The organism is Thalassobaculum salexigens DSM 19539 (genome assembly GCF_000423805.1).
GTDB lineage: Bacteria > Pseudomonadota > Alphaproteobacteria > Thalassobaculales > Thalassobaculaceae > Thalassobaculum > Thalassobaculum litoreum.
Window position 1 is genome coordinate 45019 of sequence record NZ_KE384093.1, and the last position, 16112, is coordinate 61130.

Sequence of the window (16112 nt, forward strand, 5' to 3'; positions counted from 1 at the left end):
CGATGACCGACGCGACCGATACCGGGCTCGGCGGGCTTCCCCCCGTCGAGCCTTTCCGGCCGACTTTGCGTGAGCGGATGTCGGGCTGGGCGTTCTATATCCCGATCGTCTTCATGGTGCTGTTCTTCGCCCTGCCGATGGCGCTGACCGTGGTGTTCAGCGTGTTCGAGCGCACCATGTTCTGGATGGAGCCGGGCTTCAGCCTGCTGGCCTACGAGAATTTCTTCTTCTCCGCCCGGCTGGAGAATTTCCTCGCCTCCATGGGCTATTCGCTGATCTCGGTCGCGGTGTCGTTCTGCCTCGGCTTTCCGATCGCGGTGTTCGTGCGCAAGTCGGTGCCGCAGGCGGCCCAGCACCGGGTCGTGCTGCTGTTCATCCTGCCGTTCATGGTGTCGGAGATCATCCGCATCTTCGCCCTGCGGCCGGTGCTCCAGCGCAACGGGCTGGTGAACGAGACGCTGCTCAATCTCGGCCTGATCGACGAGCCGATCACCGCCCTGCTCTATACCCATACCGGCGTGATCATCGGCGAGGTGCTGTCCTTCATGCCGTTCATCGTGTTCTCCGGCTTTCTGGCCATGGAGGCGGTGCCCAAATACATCTTCGAGGTCTGCGACGACCTGGGGGCGGGGCCGGTGCGGCGGTTCACCGACGTGATCCTGCCGCTGGCCGCCCCCGGCATCTTCGCCGGCGCGGTGTTCATCTTCGTCAACGGCCTCGGCGTGGCGCTGATCCCCAACATCATGGGCGGGCCGGGCGCGGTGAATGCCGGCCTGATCGCCACCCAGGCGATCACAGCCCTCGACTTCCCGCTGGCGATGGCGGTGAGCGCGATCATGATGGCGACGCTGATGGGGCTGCTCTATGTCGGCCACAAGCTGTTCGACCTGACCAAGATCCTGGCACCGATGAACTGAGGGGCGGGATCATGGACGACTACGCGAATATCTGGCTGCACCGCGCCAAATGGGCCTATCTGCTGCTGATCGTGGCGACTCTGATGAGCCCGGTCTTCTACGTCATGTACATCTCGTTCAATGAGAACGGGTTCGGCGCCGCCCAGTACGTCTTCACCACCAGGTGGTACGGGCTGATCTTCTCCGACGGGCAGCTCATGGACGCCCTGCGCTGGACCCTGGGCCTGGCGGTGACCACGACGGTGCTGACCATTCCCATGGGGCTCCTGGCGGCCAAGTTCTACAAGGCGACCCGGGCCAAGGTGGCGGTGGTGTTCCTGCTGCTGGCGCCGCTCTTTGTCGCACCCGACATCCTGAGCGCGGCGCTGCTGGTGTTCTTCAAGAACGTCAACCTGTCCTTCCAGGGGCTCGGCGACCTGGCCGGCGTGTCGTTAATGGATGCCTGGTTCCGGCTCGGCTTCACCACCACGGTGATCGGGCTGATCATCTACACGATCCCCTACGCCTTCGTGGTGATCCTGATCACCATGGGGCGCTACAACAAGGAGCAGACGGAGGCCGCCCGCGCCTGCGGGGCGACCGGCTGGCGGGCATTCTGGGATATCGAGTTCCCGCAGATTCGCGCCGGCGTGTTCAGCGCCTCGGCCTTCACGATGATTCTCTGCTTCAACGAATACACCCGCACCAGCCTGCTGAAGGGCGGGTTCGACACCTTCACCACCGTGCTGGTCAGCCAGATGCTGAACGAGGGCATGTCGGAGCAGTCCTACGCCATGTCGAGCTTCGTCAGCTTCGTCGCCATCGCGCTGATCGGCGGGATCATCGTCTTCACCCTGCTGCGCTCGGAAGCCGCCGCCCGCCGGGCGCAGCCGGTCGCCGAACCCAACACTGTGCCTGCCTGATGAGAGAATGCACATGAACACCACCCCCCCCGCGGTTCAGGTCCGGCAGCTCTGTAAGAATTACGGCAGCGTGCAGGCGCTGAAAGGCGTCGACCTGTCGATCGCGGCCGGCGAGTATTTCGTGCTGCTCGGCCCGTCGGGCGGCGGCAAGACCACCCTGCTGCGCACTATCGGCGGCTTCCACAAGCCGTCCAGCGGCCAGGTCTGGCTGAACGGCCGGGAGGTCTCGCACCTGCCGCCGGACAAGCGGCCGACCTCCATGGTGTTCCAGGCCTATGCCCTGTTTCCGCACATGACGGTGCTGGGCAATGTCGGCTACGGCCTCAGCCTCGCCAAACTGCCCAAGGCCGAGGTGCGCGACAAGAGCATGGCCATGCTGGAGATGGTCGGGTTGTCCGGCTACGAGAATCGGCGTCCGCACGAACTCTCCGGTGGCCAGCAGCAGCGGGTGCAGCTTGCCCGCGCTCTGGTGCTGGGCCGCAACATTCTGCTGCTGGACGAGCCGCTGGCCGCCCTGGACGCCCAGCTCCGCAAGGACATGTGCCTGGAGCTGAAGCACCTGCAGGAGAAGGTCGGCATCACCTTCATCCACGTCACCCACAATCAGGAAGAGGCGATGACGGTGGCCGACCGTATCGCCCTGATCGCCGACGGCGAGCTGGTGGAGCAGGGGGCGGCCCGCGACATCTACCGCACGCCGCAGCGCCGCTTCACCGCCAGCTTCGTGGGCGAGAACAACCTGCTGTCCGGTAACGTCACGGCGGTGGAGGGCGATACGGTGACGGTCGAGGTATGCGGTCAGCCCCTGGCGGTCGACCGGCGCGACCTGCCGGTGCGCGCCGGCGAGACGGTCGCCCTGTCGATCCGCTCGGAACTGGTGGAGATGGTGTCGGCCGACGGCACAGCGGCGGCCGACGGCTGCTCGCTGTCCGGGACCTATGCCGAGAGCGTCTATCTCGGTCTCACCCTGTCGCACCGGGCAGCCCTGGCCGACGGCACGGAGATCGTGTCGCGGGTGGTCGGCGAGTCCGACGCGCCCGATCCCGCCCCCGGCACCGCGATCCGGGTACAGTGGAAGCCGGGTGCGTTGCGCCTGCACGTCAACTGACCGCCGACAGGAGGACCGCCGCCATGTGGCCCAATCCGCGCATTCCCTTCGAGCTGGCCGACAAGCGCCGGACGCTGGCGCCGCTGAACGGCAAGCCGCTGATGGTTCACGTGGCGATGAACATCGAGTACTGGCCGATCGACCGGCCGATGCCGCGCGGGATCATCCCGCCGCCCCACGGCGCCCAGATCGCCCCGCCGGACGTGCCCAATTTCTCCTGGGTCGAGTACGGGCTGCGGGTCGGCATGCCGCGGATCATGCGGATGCTTCGTGAGCGCGGCCTGCCCGCCTCCGCCCTGATCAACGCCCAGGTCGCCGACGCCTATCCGGCCCTGATGGACGCGGTGGTCGAGGCCGGGTGGGAACTGGTCGGTCATGGCTGGTTCCAGCAATCGCTGAAGCAGGCCGACGACGAGCGGGCGGTGATCCGCAAGAGCCTCGACCGGCTGAAGGCGGTCAGCGGCAAAAAGGTGCGCGCCTGGCTCGGCCCCGGCATCGGCGAGAGCTTCGACACGGTCGATATCCTGAAGGAGGAGGGGATCGAGTTCCTGCACGACTGGGTGGTCGACGACCTGCCGGTCTGGATGCGCACGATCCACGGCCCCATGGTCGGCCTGCCCTACACGATGGAGCTGAACGACGTGCCGATCTACGCGGTGCAGAACGGGTCCACCGACGAGTTCTACAAGCGGGTGGAGGCGACGGTCGCCACCCTGGAGCCGGAGCTGGCGCAGAACCCGCGGGTCGTCACGCTGGCCCTGCACCCGCATCTGATCGGCGTGCCCCATGTGGCGCATCACTTCGAGCGGTCCCTGGACCTGCTGCTGGCCCGCGACGACACGGTGTTCGTCACCTCCTCGGTGATGGGCGACTGGTTCGTGGAAGCCGACGGCACCGGCGGCGCCGACCTGCCGAATGAGGCTCCACCCCTGCCGTAAGGTTCCCTAGGATGGCGGGAACGCCACCCCGACAGTCTGGCCGCAACGCGCCGGGCGGGGAGCGGCGGCCTCGGAGGGACTTATGGCCAACGATCTGCTGTTCGGCATCCAGACCAACGGCATCAAGCATGCCGATGCCGACCCCATGCCGGATGTGCGCACCCGCTTCCGCATGGTGAAGGAGGCGGAGGTGTTCGACTATGTCGACAAGACCCCGGATCCCGACCAGGTGGAAGATTTCAAGGCCGGCTCGGCGGAGACCGGCCTGCCGATCCGCGCCGGCGGCTGGTTCTACGAGCTCGGCGGGGACGAGGGGCTGCTGGAGCGAAACGTGAAGCTCGGCGCCGAACTCGGCTCCCTGGTCCACAACACTCAGATCAAGCTGCGTCACGCCGACGGCCATGTGGTCACCGACGACGAGGTGATGGCGGCCTATCTCGACGCCGCCGAGCTGGGCGACCGGTACGGCTGCATGCCCTGCTTCGAGGTGCATGTGAACATGTGGTCGGAGGACTTCCCCCGGGTCGCCACGGTCGCCCGGATGGTGGAGGCGCGCGGGGTCGAATTCAACATGACCCTCGACCACAGCCACGTGATCTTCAAGATCGACAACCCCCACGAACAGAAGATCTTCGGCACCGACGCCAAGGTGGCTTCCGGCGAGTTGGTGCTGAACCCGTTCAGGCCGGGCAACGTGATCGAGGAATGGGTGACGTCGGGTTGGGTGAAGCACTGCCATGCCCGGGCGGCGATCCCCAACAACCCGAAGAACACGCTGGCGCATCACCCCGACGGCTCCGTCGGGCGCGGCATCCAGTATCCGTTCAAGCGGCCGAAACCCGGCGAATACCATGCCGAGTGGGACGAGACCCTGCTGGAGCCCTGGAAGGAGGGCATCCGCATCCTGATGCGCCACCACGCAAGCGACCCCAAGGCGAAACTCGGCCAGATCTCCACCGAGTTCATCCCCAATCCGGATTACGGCGGCGGCTGCACATACTCGCTGTTCGAGCAGGCCATCGCCTGCGTCGGCTGGATGCGCGAGACCTGGGCGGAGATCCGGGCCGGGGCCTGAACCAAATTCGACCTCTTATTGCGAATCATTCGCATTGATGCTTTGCCGCAGGCTCGTTTAACTGCGGCGTCGCCCACCCCACATATCCGGTTCACGGGCCCTCTGCCCGCCCCGCCCGCGACTTCTCGCCAAAGGAAAAAAAATAATGCTCCGCAAGACCGATTTCTACATCGACGGCGCCTGGGTGCCGCCCACCATGCCCAAGGATTTCGACGTCATCAATCCGGCCGACGAGACCGCCTTCGGGGTGATCTCGCTCGGTTCCAAGGCCGATGTGGACAAGGCGGTCGCCGCCGCGCGCGCCGCGTTCGACGGCTGGAGCAAGACCCCGCTCGCCGACCGCATCGCCAAGGTCGAGAAGCTGGCCGAGGTCTACGAGCGCCGCGCCGGCGAGATGGCCGAGGCGATCTCCACCGAGATGGGCGCGCCGATGAAGCTGGCGACCACCGCCCAGGCCGCCGCCGGTCTCGGGCATATCAAGGCGTTCATCCGCGCGCTGAAGGACTTCAAGTTCGAGCACAAGCTGCGCGATGACACGCCGGACGAGTTCATCATCCACGAGGCGATCGGCGTCTGCGGCCTGATCACCCCGTGGAACTGGCCGATGAACCAGGTGACCCTGAAGGTCGTCCCGGCGGTCGGCGTCGGCTGCACGGTGGTGCTGAAGCCGTCGGAGATCGCGCCGATGTCCTCGTTGCTCTTCGCCGAGTTCATGGACGAGGCCGGCTTCCCCAAGGGCGTGTTCAACCTGGTCAACGGCGACGGCCCGACCGTCGGCGAGGCGATGAGCCGCCACCCGGACATCGACATGATGAGCTTCACCGGTTCGACCCGCGCCGGCATCGCAGTCACTCAGGCCTCGGCCGAAACGGTCAAGCGCGTGGCCCTGGAGCTTGGCGGCAAGGGGGCGAACATCGTCTTCGCCGATGCCGACGTCGCCAAGGCGGTGAAGCGCGGCGCGATCCACTGCTTCAACAACACCGGCCAGTCCTGCAACGCCCCGACCCGCATGCTGGTCGAGCGCTCGGTCTATGACGAGGCGGTGGAAGTCGCCCGCGCGACCGCCGAGAGCACCTCGGTCGGTCTGCCGAGCGAGGACGGCAACCATATCGGTCCGCTCGTCTCCGAGCTGCAGTTCACCAAGGTGCAGGACCTGATCCAGGCCGGCATCGACGAGGGTGCGCGTCTGGTTGCCGGCGGCACCGGCCGTCCGGAAGGCTTCAACCGCGGCTATTTCGTGCGGCCGACGGTGTTCGCCGACGTGAACAACGACATGCGGATCGCGCGGGAGGAGATCTTCGGCCCGGTGCTGTCGATGATCCCGTTCGACGGCGAGGACGAGGCGGTGAAGATCTCCAACGACACCAGCTACGGCCTGACCGACTACGTGCAGAGCGGCGACAGCGCGCGCACCCAGCGCGTCGCCCGCCAGCTCCGCGCCGGTATGGTGGTGGCGAACGGGGCTCCGCGCGCCCCGGGCAGCCCGTTCGGCGGCTACAAGCAGTCCGGCAACGGCCGCGAGGGCGGCCAGTACGGCCTCACCGAGTTCCTGGAAGTGAAGGCCGTCTCCGGCTGGACCACCACGAGCTGAGAGGGGCTTCCCCGCCACCAACTCCCTCTTCCCCGGCCCCGCGCCGGGGCCCGGGGTGATGCCTGCTGGAGCGTTTCCGATTAGTCGGAGGCGCTCCAGCGGTCCCTCTCCTGGATCCCGGCGCAAGGCCGGGAAGACGGATTGGGGATCTGGAAAATCTTTCTTCTTCACAATCCTTTTTACACACTCCCCGGATTTATTCCGGGGCCCACGGTTCCCCGTGTTTCAGTGTTGGCAATAGTTCTCTCACTCTCAAGGCGGCCTTCCCGTGGCCCCCGGAATAAATCCGGGGAGTGTTTGAGTGGGATATTTCGGGCCTCTCACCCCCGCCCGGCCAGGTCCTCCAGGATCGGGCAGTCCGGGCGGTCGTCGCCGTGGCAGCGGGTCACCAGGTCCGACAGGGTCGCGTGCATCGCCTGCAGCTCGGCGACCTTGCGCTCGATGCTGCCGAGATGCTCCTGCGCCACCCGCTTGACGTCGGCGCTCGCCCGGCCGCGGTCCTCGTACAGTGCCAGCAGGGCGCGGCAATCCTCGATCGTGAAGCCGAGCGACCGGGCGCGGGCCAGGAAGACCAGCTTGTGCACGTCCACCGCTGCGAACGCGCGGTAGCCGTTCTCCCCCCGCGCGGGCCGGACCAGGCCGATCTCCTCGTAATAGCGGATCGTCTTGGCCGGCAGGCCGCTCTGCTCGGCAACCTCTCCGATGTTCATGGCCGTCATCCTTCAGCAAGGTGTCGGAACAGATAGGTAGGCCTTCCCATTACTGGAAGGTCAAGCGGCGCGGCCGATCTCGGAACCCGACCCGCCGCCGATCCGTTGACCAGGACAGGCACCCCTCAACCGACGGAGAGCCCTATGGCTGCGCAAACCGCCCGCCTCTACCGGATGGTCATGTCGGAGCACCTCTGCCCGTTCGGCCGGAAGTCGAAATTCCTGTTGGAGCGCAAGGGCTACGACGTGGAGGACCACCATCTCACCAGCCGCGACGAGGTCGACGCCTTCATGGCCGAACACGGGGTGGAGACCACGCCGCAGACCTTCATCGGCGGCGACCGGATCGGCGGATACGACGAACTTCGGGTCCATTTCGGCCTCGACGACCCGGACGACGACACCACCTACCAGCCGATTATCGCCCTGTTCGCCGTTGCGGCGCTGATGGCCCTGGCGTTGACCTGGCTGTTGAGCGGCACGGTGCTGATCCCGCGCACGGTGGAGTGGTTCGTGGCGATCTCGATGATCCTGCTCGGTCTGCAGAAGCTGAAGGACGTGGAGGGCTTCTCCACCATGTTCCTCAATTACGACCTGCTGGCCCAGCGCTGGGTCCCGTACGGCTATATCTATCCCTTCGCGGAGGCCGGGGCCGGCGTGCTGATGCTGGCGGGCGTGCTGACCTGGATCTCCGCGCCGGTGGCGCTGTTCATCGGTCTGGTCGGCGCGGTCAGCGTGTTCAAGGCCGTCTATGTCGACAAGCGCGCGCTGAAATGTGCCTGCGTCGGCGGCGACAGCTCGGTGCCGCTGGGTTTCGTGTCGCTGACCGAGAACCTGATGATGATCGCCATGGGCCTGTGGATGGGGGCCAAGGCGATCCTGCTGTAAGGTAGCCCGTCTGAAAGACCGGCCCTTGACCTTCCAGTGACGGGAAGCCCCATCTCTCAGCCTCCAGAAATGCGAGGCAGAGATGAACGCGCAGAGTCACGCAGGTGCCGAGATCATCCGCGACCCGGTCTGTGGGATGACGGTCGATCCGAATGCCGGCAAGCCGACCCACGAGCACGCGGGCCACACCTATCACTTCTGCGCCGCGCGCTGCCGCGACAGGTTCGCCGCCGAGCCGGACGCCTATATCGAGGCGAAGGACCCGGTCTGCGGCATGACGGTGAACCGGGCGACCGCCGCGCACATGGCCAAGCATGCGGGCGAGCGGTTCTACTTCTGCTCGTCGCGCTGCCAGGAAAAGTTCGAGGCCGCGCCCGACAGCTATCTCGGCGACCGTCCCGCGCCGGAGCCGATGCCGGCCGGCACCCAGTACACCTGCCCGATGGACCCGGAGATCGTCCGCGACGAGCCCGGCGACTGTCCGATCTGCGGCATGGCGCTGGAGCCGATGACGCCGAGTGCCGATGCCGGGCCGAACCCGGAGCTGGTCGATTTCCGCCGCCGCCTGTGGATCGGCGCGCCGCTGGCCGCCGGGGTCTTCGTGCTCGAGATGGGCAGCCATATCGGCATCCCGTTCCACGACTGGCTCGGCCCGACCCTGCATGTCTGGCTGCAGTTCCTGCTGGCCACCCCGGTGGTGGTCTGGCTGGCCCAGCCGTTCTTCAAGCGCGGCTGGTCCTCCATCGTGAACCGCAGTCCGAATATGTGGACGCTGATCGCGCTCGGGACCGGGGCGGCCTACCTGTTCAGTCTGGTCGGTCTGCTGGCGCCCGGCGTCTTCCCGCCGTCGATGCTGGACCAGCACGGCCAGGCCCCGGTCTATTTCGAGGCGGCGGCGGTGATCCTGATCCTGGTCCTGGTCGGCCAGGTGATGGAGCTGTCGGCCCGCGAGCGCACCGGCGACGCGATCCGCGCCCTGCTCAACCTCGCGCCCAAGACCGCCCGGCGGATCACCGACCAGGGTGAGGCTGACGTGCCGCTGGAGGAGGTCCGGGCGGGCGACCGCTTGCGGGTGCGGCCGGGCGAGAGCGTGCCGGTGGACGGCGCGGTGGCCGAGGGCCGCTCCTCGGTGGACGAGAGCATGATCACCGGCGAGCCGGTGCCGGTGGAGAAGACGGTCGGCGATACGGTCACCGGCGGCACCCTGAACAAGACCGGCAGCTTCGTCATGACGGCGGAGAATGTCGGCGCCGACACGGTGCTGTCGCGTATCGTCGACATGGTCGCCAAGGCCCAGCGCAGCCGCGCGCCGATCCAGGCGCTGGCCGACCGGGTGGCCGGATACTTCGTACCGGCGGTGGTGGCCGCGGCGCTGGTCGCGTTCGCCGCCTGGCTGGTCTTCGGGCCGAGCCCGGCGCTGTCCTATGCCGTCGTGGCCGCCGTCAGCGTGCTGATCATCGCCTGCCCCTGCGCGCTCGGCCTTGCCACGCCGATGTCGATCATGGTGGCGACCGGACGCGGCGCCCAGGCGGGCGTGCTGATCCGCGACGCCGAAGCGCTGGAGCGCTTCGCCAAGGTCGACGTGCTGATCGTCGACAAGACCGGCACCCTGACCGAGGGTAAGCCGACCCTGACCGACATCATCGCGTCCGAAGGCATGGACGAGACGGAGCTGCTGTCCCTGGTCGCCTCCCTGGAGCGCGGCTCGGAGCATCCGCTGGCCGAGGCGATCGTTGCCGGTGCCGAAGACCGCGGTGCCTCCCTGTCCGAGGCGATGGATTTCGAGGCGGTCACCGGCAAGGGCGTGTCCGGCACCGTGCAGGGGCGCCGGGTGGCGCTGGGCAACCGGGCGATGATGAAGGATCTCGGGATCGATCCCGGCGGTCTGGCCGAGACCGCCGAAAAGCTGCAGGGCGAGGGGCGCACGGCCATGTTCGTGGCGGTGGACGGCAAGGCGGCGGGGCTGGTCGCGGTGGCCGACCGGGTGAAGGAGACCACCCCGGCGGCGATCCGCGCGCTGCATGAGGCCGGGCTGCGCATCGTCATGGCGACGGGCGACAGCCGCCGTACGGCCGAGGCGGTGGCCCGCGACCTCGGCATCGACGAGGTCCGCGCCGATGTCAGCCCTGAGGACAAGGGCGCGCTGGTGGAAGAGCTGCGGGCCCAGGGGCTCAAGGTGGCGATGGCCGGCGACGGGGTGAACGACGCCCCGGCCCTGGCCGCCGCCGATGTCGGCATCGCCATGGGTACCGGTGCCGACGTGGCGGTGGAGAGTGCCGGGATCACGCTGGTGAAGGGCGACCTGACCGGCATCGTGCGCGCCCGCACTTTGGCCCAGGCGACCATGGCGAACATCCGACAGAACCTGTTCTTCGCCTTCGTCTACAACGCCGCCGGCGTACCGATCGCGGCGGGGGTGCTGTATCCGATGCTGGGGGTGCTGCTGTCGCCGATCTTCGCGGCGGCGGCGATGAGCCTGTCCTCGGTCTCGGTGATCGGCAACGCCCTGCGGCTGCGCGCGACGAAGCTGGACGGGTGATCGCTCCCACCGTCCTCACTCCCCGGATTTATTCCGGGGCGTGAAGGAGCGGGAAATGCCTATCCCGCGTCCCGGTTCGGTTTGAGCGGCAGGCGCACCCGGAACGTCGTGCCCTCGCCGGGCGTGCTGTCGACCAGGATGCGGCCCTTGTGGCCGGCCAGGATGGCGGCGACGATGGCCAGGCCCTGGCCGGTGCCCTTGCCCGTCGGCTTGGTCGTGTAGAACATGTCGAAGATCCGCGCACGCACCTCCGGCGGCATGCCGGGGCCGTCGTCCTGGACCTGGATCTCGGCCATGTCGCCGTCGACCAGGGTGCGGATGGTGATGGTGCCGACCGTGCCCGGCGCCCGCGCCTCGTCTATGGCATCGACCGCGTTGGAGATCAGGTTCAGCACCACCTGGTTGATCTCACCCGGCTTGCACGGCACCCGCGGAAGCGCCTCGTCCAGCTCCAGTTCCACCCTGGCCACCTGCTTCCACAGATTGCGCGACACGTTGGTGGTCACCCGCACGCACTCGTTCAGGTCGTTGGGCTCCGGCGCCAGGGGATCGGGGTGCGCGAAGCTGCGCATGGAGCCGACGATCTGGCCGACCCGGGCAACGCCGGCCAGGCTGTCGCGGATCGCCGACGGCACCTCGTCCACGAAATCCTCCGGCAGGGCCTCGATCGGTGTCCGCAGCGCCAGGACCTCGTCCACCACCTCCTCCAGGAAGCGCAGGTTGTCGCCGATGAACTGCATCGGCGTGTTGATCTCGTGGGCGATGCCGGCGGCGAGCGTGCCCAGGCTCTCCAGCTTCTGGCTCTGCATCAGCTCGAGCTGGAGGCTGCGGGTCCGTTCCTGGGCCTGCGCGAGTTCGGTGACGTCCTTGGCAACGATGACGACCCCACCGAGGCCGGTCGGCCGGTGATCGACCAGCAGTCTGCGGCCGTCGGACAGCGACACCTGCCGGGCCGTCGCCGCCCGGGTCTCCAGCTCCTTGATCCGTTCGTTCAGCGGGTGGCCGTACAGCTCCTCGGCCACGGAGAGGATCTGGCGGAGCGAGCCGCCGGCGAGGATCTGGTCGGTGACGGCGGGGTAGAACCGGCGGAAGGCATCGTTCACCCGCAGGACCCGGCCGTGGTCGTCGGCGATCAGGATCGCTTCCGCCATGCTGGCCACCGCGTCGGTCAGGATCGCCTCGGCCTCGTAGGATTTGCGTTCGGCGGCGTCGCGCGCGGCGCGCTGCTCGGCCGCGAAACCGGCCAGCGCCTGGGACATGGCGTTGAAACTGCGGGCGGTCTGGGCCAGCTCGTCGGTGCCGCCGATGGCGATCTGGTAGCCGAAATCGCCGCTGGCCACCCGCCCGGCGCCGTCGCGCAGCGAGCCGAGCTGCCGCATCAGATACTGACCCAGCACAAGGCCGAGCAGGCCGACCAGCGCAAGCTCGATCAGAACCATCGCGCCCATCCAGGGCACCGCGTCGTCGAGCACGTTCTGCAGGGCGGTGATCGACAGGCCGAGTTCGATCATGCCGAAGCGGCGGCCGGCCACGTCGATCGGCTGGGCGATGTCGATCCGTCCGTCCGCATGGACGGCCCAAGGGCTATCGTCGGCCTGGAACGGAGCGCCCAGGGCGTCGGGATCGCCACCCTGGGCGAGAACCTCGCCGCCGACGCCGCGCACCCGCAGGTAGTCGATATCCGGATTGGTCAGCACCTGCTCGACCAGGGCGTCGAGGGTGGCGAGATCGGTGGCGACCACGCTGTCGCGGGTCATCGTGGCGATCAGCTTGGCGGTGGTGCGAGCCCGTTCGTCGAGCTGCGTCTGGTTGGAGGCGCGCAGATAGTAGAGGCTGCTGACCACCATGGCGGCCAGCAGCAGGGCCTGGATCAGCGCCACACCCAGGATGGTCTTCAGCCGGAAGGACACGGGGCCTCGCCGGTCAGGCTGATACCGGTTTCAACCGGGGTCAGGGCGATCGCGCGCCCGTTTTCCCAGTCCCCGTCGGCGGCGGTGCATAGTCGGTGGCTCTGCATGGTGTCGCTTCCCCTATGGGTCGAGGCCCCCGATCCCACGCTTGGCGCGGCGACCCCGCCGGCCGGAACGGTCCGGGGGAGGGTTCGTCAGTCCTGGTCGGCGCGCACCACCGAGGCCGAGGTGGTCAGGGCCTTCTGCACCAGCTCGGCCTGGCGCACCACACCCATCTTCTGGAAGATCGCCTTCAGGTAGGTGCGCGCCGAGCTGATCTTCAGCCCGTTCGCCTCGGCCGCCTCTTCCAGGCTGAGGCCACGCACCAGCTGCTCCACCAGCCGGCTTTCCGAGCCGGTCAGCGCGAACAGTCGGGACAGGGTGTCGGCCGTCGGGTAGCGGGTCAGGTCCGGGTCGCTGATGAACAGGGTGACGCCGGCGGTGCCGAGGCTCTGCGGATCGCCGCAGACCGTCACGTGCAGGGTGCTGCCGCCGGCGGTGTCGGGCAGGGCGACGAAGCCGGTCTCTCCGGTCTCCGCCGCCGCCCGGATCGCGGCGTCCAGGGCGCGGGCGCTGTCCGGGCTGCCGGCGCGCAGCCGCCGGGCGCCGTCCTGGGACAGGGCGCCGCTGCCGCCGAGGATCTTCAGGCCGATCTTGTTAACGAAGGACACCCCCTGGTCGGCGTCGAGCACCACCGTGCCGATCGACAGCCGGTCGGCCAGCAGGGATTCCGCGTCGGTCCTGGCCGGGCCGTCCGTGGCGGGCGTCGCGCTGCGTTCGCGGGCATCGGCCAGGGCGGCGTCGACCGCGGCACCCAGCACCTCGGGCGCGCAGGGTTTCATGTAGTAGCGGAATACCGAGGCCTCGTTGATGAAGCCCATCGCGTCCTTCAGGCTGGCATTGCCGGTGAGCATGATGCAGCGGGTCTGCGCCCCCGCCTCGCGCATCCGGGTGGCGAGGTCGAGGCCGGACCAGCCGGGCATCGTCAGGTCGAGGACCGCCACGTCGGGCCAGTCGTCGCTGCGCACGTCCCAGAATGCCTCGGCCGAGGGGAAGAAGATCATATCCCAGTCCTTGGCCCGGGACCGCAATGAGCGCTTCAGGGCGTCGAGGACCATCGGTTCGTCGTCGACGAAGGCGATGAGCGGGCGTGTGACGGAGGACATGCGCACATCGAAAAATTGACCCGATACACGCTCAATACGGCCACAATAGCATCCAAGCAAGCGCGCACCCGTTTTCCGGAGTTTTCGGTCACGCCACCTGGCGCACGCGAGGGTGGAAGGCGTCGCCGTGGAAACTGCGGGGCATCGCCGGGTTCAGGCCCGACACGACGCTCTGGTTGACCTCGATCAGCGCGCGCAGCGATCCGACATCGCCGGCCGCGGCCTTGGCGCAGGCCAGGATCATGTCGCTGGCAAGGTCGCGCATGGACCGGCGGATCTCGTCCGGCATGGCGGTCTCGTCGTGACAGGCATTGACGCCGCAACGGGTCCAGATCTGCCGGGTCTCCTCGATCGCCTGGGCCCGGTCGTGACCGGTCTCGGCATGCCGGAGCGCCACGGTCACCCGGGCCAGCTCGCTGGCGTCGCGGTGGCGCGAGGCGCCGGTGTGGTTCAGCGTTTTGCGGTAGGCGTTGTAGTGCGCATGCATTTTACAGGCACTCCCTCACAGGATGGGCAAGGCAGGAGGGGCCGCGCCGGGAGGATCCGGCGCAGCCCTCTCGGTAGGGGTCAGCGGAACAGCGACAGGATGTTCATCGGGGCGCTGGCCGCGGAGCTCAGGGCCTGCACCGCGAGCTGCTGCTTGACCTGCAGCGCGCTCTGGTTGGCGGCTTCCTGGGCCAGGTCGGCGTCGACCATGTTGCCCAGACCCTTCTCGGTGGCATCGCTCAGCTTGCCGATGAAGTCGCTGTGCATGTCCAGCGCCTTGCCGTCGCTGCCCAGCGAGCTGATCGCGCTGTTCACGGCGGTCTCGAACGTGTCGAGCGCGGCCAGGGTGGTGCGGGCGTTGGCCGCATCGGAAACGTCGACGGCACCGTCGAGGGTCGTCTTCGCGGTCTCGATGTCCGCGGCGGAGACCGTCATGGTCGTGCCGTCGGCGGCCGCGACGAAGCTGAGGTCGGTCGAGGCGGTCTGCAGCAGGTTCGAGCCGTCGAAGTTCGAATTGGCGATGAACGAGTCCACCTGGGCCAGCATCGAGGTCAGGTCTTCGGTGTAGCTCGCGCGGGTCTCGGCACTGATGCTGTCGTCGGCGAGTTGGGTCACCTTCTCGCGGATCGAGCCGGTCAGATCGCTCACCGCGGTGGCGCCGGCCATGGCGACCTCGACCGAGCCCTTAACGCCGTTCATCGACTGGTCGATCTTGTCGAAGGCCTTGATGTCCGAACGCAGGCGCTGGGCGACGGCGAAGGTCGACGCGTCGTCGAAGCCGTCGGCGACCTTGAGGCCCGTGGAAATCCGCTTCTGGACCTGGGACAGGTCGTTGGAGGCGGAGTTGTACATCTGGACAGCGGCCATGGCGCTGGAGTTGGTGTTGATCGAAAGCATCGTGGTTCTCCTCGTGTGGACCAGTGTTCTCACTGGCGATGAGAGAGATGTACTTCGTCGCTACTAAATAAAAAACACAACAAACATGAACAAAAAACAATGATACTTTAGTATATCAATTGCCATTTACAAAATTAGTAAAATAAAAACCGCCCAGAATTTAAATCCTGCGCGGTTTAAGAAATTGATTACTGTGCGTTGACGGCGGCGGCGAAAACATACCCGATGCCGCGCACGGTCTGGATGAGGCGCGGGTTGGACTGATCCTCTTCGATCTTGCGCCGGATACGACCGATCAACACGTCGATCGACCGTTCGTATCCCTCGCAGCGACCGCCGCGGGTCTCGTCCAGGATCTGCTGGCGGGTCAGCGGCCGCAGCGGGTTCTGGACGAAGCAGCGCAGGATGTCGAACTCGCCGCTGGTCATGTCGACCTCGCCCTCGGTCTCGTTGAACACGCGGCGGCGCACCACGTCCAGCGACCAGCGACCGAAGCGCATGACGGTGAGCGTCTGCGGGGTGCCGTTGCTGCTGTCGATGCTGCGGATCCGGCGCATGATCGCGCGAACTCGGGCCGACACTTCACGCGGCGAGGTGTCGCGCTCGACAACGTCGTCGGCGCCGAGTTCCAGGGCGATGATGCGATCGACCGACTGGTTGGCCGCAGTGAGCGCGATCATCGGACGGTCGTCGCGGCTGCGGAACGTGCGAATGTCCTCGAAGCCGCTCTGGCCGGCGGAGGACAGGGCAACGATCACGCAGTCGGGCCGGTTGCCGTCGGCCAGGGAGTCCAAATCGCCCATGGAGGCGACCGCATCGACCGCGAAGTGGTTGTCGCGGAGCTGGGCGGCCAGGGTATCTCGGGAACGGGTATCGCCATCGACGAGGGCGATGCAGGCTGTTGTCGCCATCGGAGTCCATCCTTCTGTCTGGGGTTCCGGTTCTT

Annotated in this window: 14 protein-coding genes; 8 read left to right on the forward strand and 6 right to left on the reverse strand. The window is 67.4% G+C overall.

The window, feature by feature from the left end; translation table 11 throughout:
- Positions 1-2 precede the first annotated feature (2 nt).
- The 6 genes from G578_RS0104480 (at position 3) to G578_RS0104505 (ending at position 6531) form a co-directional block, all read left to right on the forward strand.
- Positions 3-917, forward strand: a complete 915-nt coding sequence (locus tag G578_RS0104480) for an ABC transporter permease (RefSeq protein WP_051243940.1) — start codon at positions 3-5, stop codon at positions 915-917.
- An 11-nt stretch (positions 918-928) separates the two neighbouring features.
- Entirely contained in the window at positions 929-1819 is an 891-nt protein-coding gene (locus tag G578_RS0104485; protein WP_038013624.1) for an ABC transporter permease, read from the forward strand.
- A 13-nt stretch (positions 1820-1832) separates the two neighbouring features.
- Positions 1833-2927: an ABC transporter ATP-binding protein gene (locus tag G578_RS0104490; RefSeq protein WP_156907206.1), complete on the forward strand. Its 1095-nt coding sequence runs from the start codon at positions 1833-1835 to the stop codon at positions 2925-2927.
- Positions 2928-2950: 23 nt separating this feature from the next.
- Positions 2951-3865: a polysaccharide deacetylase family protein gene (locus G578_RS24695; RefSeq protein WP_038013625.1), complete on the forward strand. Its 915-nt coding sequence runs from the start codon at positions 2951-2953 to the stop codon at positions 3863-3865.
- A gap of 82 nt (positions 3866-3947) precedes the next feature.
- Positions 3948-4940 (forward strand): hypothetical protein, encoded by a 993-nt coding sequence (locus G578_RS0104500; protein ID WP_028793223.1) that lies wholly within the window; start codon positions 3948-3950, stop codon positions 4938-4940.
- Positions 4941-5085: 145 nt separating this feature from the next.
- Positions 5086-6531, forward strand: a complete 1446-nt coding sequence (locus G578_RS0104505; RefSeq protein ID WP_028793224.1) for an aldehyde dehydrogenase family protein — start codon at positions 5086-5088, stop codon at positions 6529-6531.
- Positions 6532-6851: 320 nt separating this feature from the next.
- Here G578_RS0104505 and cueR read toward each other — a convergent pair whose 3' ends face one another.
- Positions 6852-7241 (reverse strand): Cu(I)-responsive transcriptional regulator, encoded by a 390-nt coding sequence (gene cueR, locus G578_RS0104510; protein WP_028793225.1) that lies wholly within the window; start codon positions 7239-7241, stop codon positions 6852-6854.
- 144 nt (positions 7242-7385) lie between these two features.
- On the opposite strand from cueR, the gene G578_RS0104515 reads away from it, so the two are divergent.
- Positions 7386-8129: a MauE/DoxX family redox-associated membrane protein gene (locus G578_RS0104515; protein ID WP_028793226.1), complete on the forward strand. Its 744-nt coding sequence runs from the start codon at positions 7386-7388 to the stop codon at positions 8127-8129.
- An 82-nt stretch (positions 8130-8211) separates the two neighbouring features.
- Positions 8212-10668: a heavy metal translocating P-type ATPase gene (locus tag G578_RS0104520; RefSeq protein ID WP_028793227.1), complete on the forward strand. Its 2457-nt coding sequence runs from the start codon at positions 8212-8214 to the stop codon at positions 10666-10668.
- A gap of 59 nt (positions 10669-10727) precedes the next feature.
- On the opposite strand, the gene G578_RS28180 is transcribed toward G578_RS0104520, so the two are convergent.
- The 5 genes from G578_RS28180 to G578_RS0104545 form a co-directional block, all read right to left on the reverse strand.
- On the reverse strand, positions 10728-12578 hold the full coding sequence (locus tag G578_RS28180) for a HAMP domain-containing sensor histidine kinase (RefSeq protein ID WP_051243944.1): 1851 nt from the start codon (positions 12576-12578) through the stop codon (positions 10728-10730).
- A 194-nt stretch (positions 12579-12772) separates the two neighbouring features.
- Positions 12773-13783, reverse strand: a complete 1011-nt coding sequence (locus G578_RS0104530) for a DNA-binding response regulator (RefSeq protein WP_028793228.1) — start codon at positions 13781-13783, stop codon at positions 12773-12775.
- 88 nt (positions 13784-13871) lie between these two features.
- Positions 13872-14270, reverse strand: coding sequence for a flagellar biosynthesis regulator FlaF (locus G578_RS0104535; protein ID WP_028793229.1), 399 nt, complete (start codon positions 14268-14270; stop codon positions 13872-13874).
- Between the two features lie 80 nt (positions 14271-14350).
- Positions 14351-15166 carry a flagellin gene (locus G578_RS0104540; RefSeq protein WP_028793230.1) on the reverse strand — a complete coding sequence of 272 codons (816 nt, stop codon included), beginning with the start codon at positions 15164-15166 and terminating at the stop codon, positions 14351-14353.
- A 188-nt stretch (positions 15167-15354) separates the two neighbouring features.
- The gene (locus tag G578_RS0104545; protein WP_028793231.1) at positions 15355-16077 is read right to left on the reverse strand and encodes a winged helix-turn-helix domain-containing protein; all 723 of its coding nucleotides are present in this window, start codon (positions 16075-16077) and stop codon (positions 15355-15357) included.
- Between the last annotated feature and the right edge of the window lie 35 nt (positions 16078-16112).

Bases quoted from the DNA above. Each gene is read 5' to 3' on its own strand.
- G578_RS0104545 (WP_028793231.1), bottom strand. From the start codon at position 16,077: ATGGCGACAACAGCCTGCATCGCCCTCGTCGATGGCGATACCCGTTCC.
- G578_RS0104535 (WP_028793229.1), bottom strand. From the start codon at position 14,270: ATGCATGCGCACTACAACGCCTACCGCAAAACGCTGAACCACACCGGC.
- G578_RS0104480 (WP_051243940.1), top strand. From the start codon at position 3: ATGACCGACGCGACCGATACCGGGCTCGGCGGGCTTCCCCCCGTCGAG.
- G578_RS0104485 (WP_038013624.1), top strand. From the start codon at position 929: ATGGACGACTACGCGAATATCTGGCTGCACCGCGCCAAATGGGCCTAT.
- G578_RS24695 (WP_038013625.1), top strand. From the start codon at position 2,951: ATGTGGCCCAATCCGCGCATTCCCTTCGAGCTGGCCGACAAGCGCCGG.
- G578_RS0104500 (WP_028793223.1), top strand. From the start codon at position 3,948: ATGGCCAACGATCTGCTGTTCGGCATCCAGACCAACGGCATCAAGCAT.
- G578_RS0104490 (WP_156907206.1), top strand. From the start codon at position 1,833: ATGAACACCACCCCCCCCGCGGTTCAGGTCCGGCAGCTCTGTAAGAAT.
- G578_RS0104540 (WP_028793230.1), bottom strand. From the start codon at position 15,166: ATGCTTTCGATCAACACCAACTCCAGCGCCATGGCCGCTGTCCAGATG.
- G578_RS0104505 (WP_028793224.1), top strand. From the start codon at position 5,086: ATGCTCCGCAAGACCGATTTCTACATCGACGGCGCCTGGGTGCCGCCC.
- G578_RS0104515 (WP_028793226.1), top strand. From the start codon at position 7,386: ATGGCTGCGCAAACCGCCCGCCTCTACCGGATGGTCATGTCGGAGCAC.
- cueR (WP_028793225.1), bottom strand. From the start codon at position 7,241: ATGAACATCGGAGAGGTTGCCGAGCAGAGCGGCCTGCCGGCCAAGACG.
- G578_RS0104530 (WP_028793228.1), bottom strand. From the start codon at position 13,783: ATGTCCTCCGTCACACGCCCGCTCATCGCCTTCGTCGACGACGAACCG.
- G578_RS0104520 (WP_028793227.1), top strand. From the start codon at position 8,212: ATGAACGCGCAGAGTCACGCAGGTGCCGAGATCATCCGCGACCCGGTC.